This is a genomic window from Marinitenerispora sediminis, assembly GCF_003336425.1.
Taxonomy (GTDB): Bacteria; Actinomycetota; Actinomycetes; order Streptosporangiales; family Streptosporangiaceae; genus Marinitenerispora; species Marinitenerispora sediminis.
On record NZ_QEIO01000287.1, the window covers coordinates 1 to 2,257 of the forward strand.

At 73.0% G+C, this 2,257-nt stretch carries 2 protein-coding genes; both read right to left on the reverse strand.

The annotated features are described in order from the left end of the window. Positions 1 to 100: 100 nt before the first annotated feature. Positions 101 to 1,459: an L-fucose/L-arabinose isomerase family protein gene (locus DEF28_RS26300; RefSeq protein WP_220270081.1), complete on the reverse strand. Its 1,359-nt coding sequence runs from the start codon at positions 1,457 to 1,459 to the stop codon at positions 101 to 103. 35 nt (positions 1,460 to 1,494) lie between these two features. Next, positions 1,495 to 2,193 carry an L-ribulose-5-phosphate 4-epimerase gene (locus DEF28_RS26305; protein WP_114399606.1) on the reverse strand — a complete coding sequence of 233 codons (699 nt, stop codon included), beginning with the start codon at positions 2,191 to 2,193 and terminating at the stop codon, positions 1,495 to 1,497. Between the last annotated feature and the right edge of the window lie 64 nt (positions 2,194 to 2,257).

The window sequence follows — 2,257 nt, forward strand, 5'->3', positions numbered from 1 at the left end:
CCAGTTCGCCCCGGCCACCGGCGTGCGCTCCTGCATGGACGCCTGGCTGCGGGCCGGCGCATCGGGCGCGGGGCGCTGCGTCGCCCCGCGCCCGCCTGGCTCACACCTGGCGGAACTCGATGCCGGCGAGGTCGCAGAACACCCGCCAGTCGGCCGCGACGTGGCCGAGGTTCATGACCATGTGGTGCGTGCCGCCGGCCCGCAGCCAGGCGTCCATGCAGGAGCGCACGCCGGTGGCCGGGGCGAACTGGCCGTAGGGCATCTCCAGGGCCGGCAGCACCGGGGTATCCAGGACCTCGCCCTCGGCGACCACCAGCCGGAACCGCTCACCGCCCAGCGACACCAGGGAGGCGAGCGTGGCCGCGCCCGGCCGCACGCGGAAGAGGAAGGTGGGCGGGTCGTCGAGCCGGCCGATACCGAGCGACCGCTTGATCAGCCGCACCGGTTCGTCCTCGCGCGCCACCCGCCAGTTGCCCTCTCCCATGTGGCTCATCAGGATCGAGTCGGACGGGAAGTCCATGGCGTACATCTCGGTGAAGTGCCCGTCGCCGGCCAGCTGGTGGCCGGCGAAGACCATGGCCGCCGCGAGGGCGTCGCCCTCCGCGCCGTAGCCGTACCCCTTCGCCATCAGGGTGGAGGCCGCGGCGAGCGGCAGCCGGGAGAAGCGGCCGTCCTCCCCGATGGCGTCGAAGTGCGTGGAGTAGGCCGCGTAGCCGCGATCGGTGAGGATGCGCTCGATGGCCACCTGCATCCGGGCGTGGTCCTCGCGCTCCTCCTTGGACAGCCGGGAGTCGACCTCGAAGCGGCCGTCCTCCCAGGCCATCAGCTCGGCGACCGCGTCGTCGGCGACCTCGTGCATGCCGCGCCACAGGTCGCCGGGGGCGACGTAGCTGATCTCGGGGCCGAGGGCGCGCAGCAGCGCGTTCTCGTCCACCCGGATGTCGCCCATGTCGTTCATGGCGTAGCCGAACACGCCGACCTTGAGCCCCCGCCACGCGGTGACGGCCCGGGCGGCGCGCGCCCAGCGCCCGACCCGCTCCGCGAAGGCGTCGCTGCGCCAGTCCTCGGTGACCACGTCGAACGCGCGGCCGGCCCGGACCATGGCGTTTGCGGTGTCCTGCGCGCCGTGGATGCCCTGGTTGTAGGTCATGTCGCTCATGTCCCAGGCGGCCGTGACGGCCGGCTCGGGCTGGATGTTGGCGAGGCAGACCGGCAGCCGGTTCTCGCTGAAGAGCCGCGCGACCCGCATGGCGGGTCCGTAGGTGAGCATGATGACGAGGACGCCGTCGAGGTCGTCGTTCTCGAACCCGCGCATCACGCGCTCGGCGTCGGCGCGGCTCTTGACGGGCGGACCGACGACGAAGTCGGCCACGCCGGCGAGCCGGTCGGCGACCTCGCGCGCGTAGCCGGCCTGGCGCTCGGTGATGCCCGGGATCATGTGGTCGTACAGGGCCTGCATGATGCCGAGGACGCCGATTCGGGGCAGACGTTCGGTCACGAGTCCGTTCCTTCTTTCTCGCGGTCGGCGGCGCGCTGGCCGTAGACGTTCTGGTAGCGGTCGTAGAGCGCGTCGATGTGCTCGGCCGGCAGCGGCTCGACGGGGCCGTGCACCCGGGCGAGGTGCACGGTGCGGGCGACGTCCTCGCACATCACCGCCGCCTTGACGGCGGCCCGTGCGGTGCCGCCGATGGTGAAGACCCCGTGGGCGCGCATCAGCACGGCCGGCGACCGGTGGCCGGTGAGCGTGGCGACGATGCCCCTGCCGATGTCGTCGCCGCCGATCAGCGCGAACGGGCCGACCGGGATGTCGGCGCCGAACTCGTCGGCCATGGCGGTGATGGCGCACGGGATGGGCTCGCCCCGGGCGGCCCAGGCGGTGGCGTAGGGGCTGTGGGTGTGCACGACACCGCCGACGTGCGGCATCTCGCGGTAGACGTAGGCGTGCGCGGCGGTGTCGCTGGAGGGGCTGTGTGCGCCCTCCACGACGCCTCCGGCGAGGTCGGTGACCACCATGGACTCCGGCGTGAGGTCGTCGTAGCCGACCCCGCTGGGCTTGATCACCATGAGGTCGGTGCCAGGGACCCGCGCGGAGATGTTGCCGCTGGTCCAGGTGACCAGGCCCCAGCGCACGAGGTCGGCGTGCAGGTCGCAGACCTCGCGGCGGAGGCGGAGGATGTCGGGGCGGACGGTCATCGGTCCCTTCCCTGGTCGGCCGGGCGGTCGGGGCGCCCGGCCGACCAGGGAAGGGACCGATGAC

What these genes read in the sequence shown, in the direction of transcription:
- DEF28_RS26300 (WP_220270081.1), bottom strand. Translation starts at nt 1,459, where the DNA reads ATGCAGGCCCTGTACGACCACATGATCCCGGGCATCACCGAGCGCCAG.
- DEF28_RS26305 (WP_114399606.1), bottom strand. Translation starts at nt 2,193, where the DNA reads ATGACCGTCCGCCCCGACATCCTCCGCCTCCGCCGCGAGGTCTGCGAC.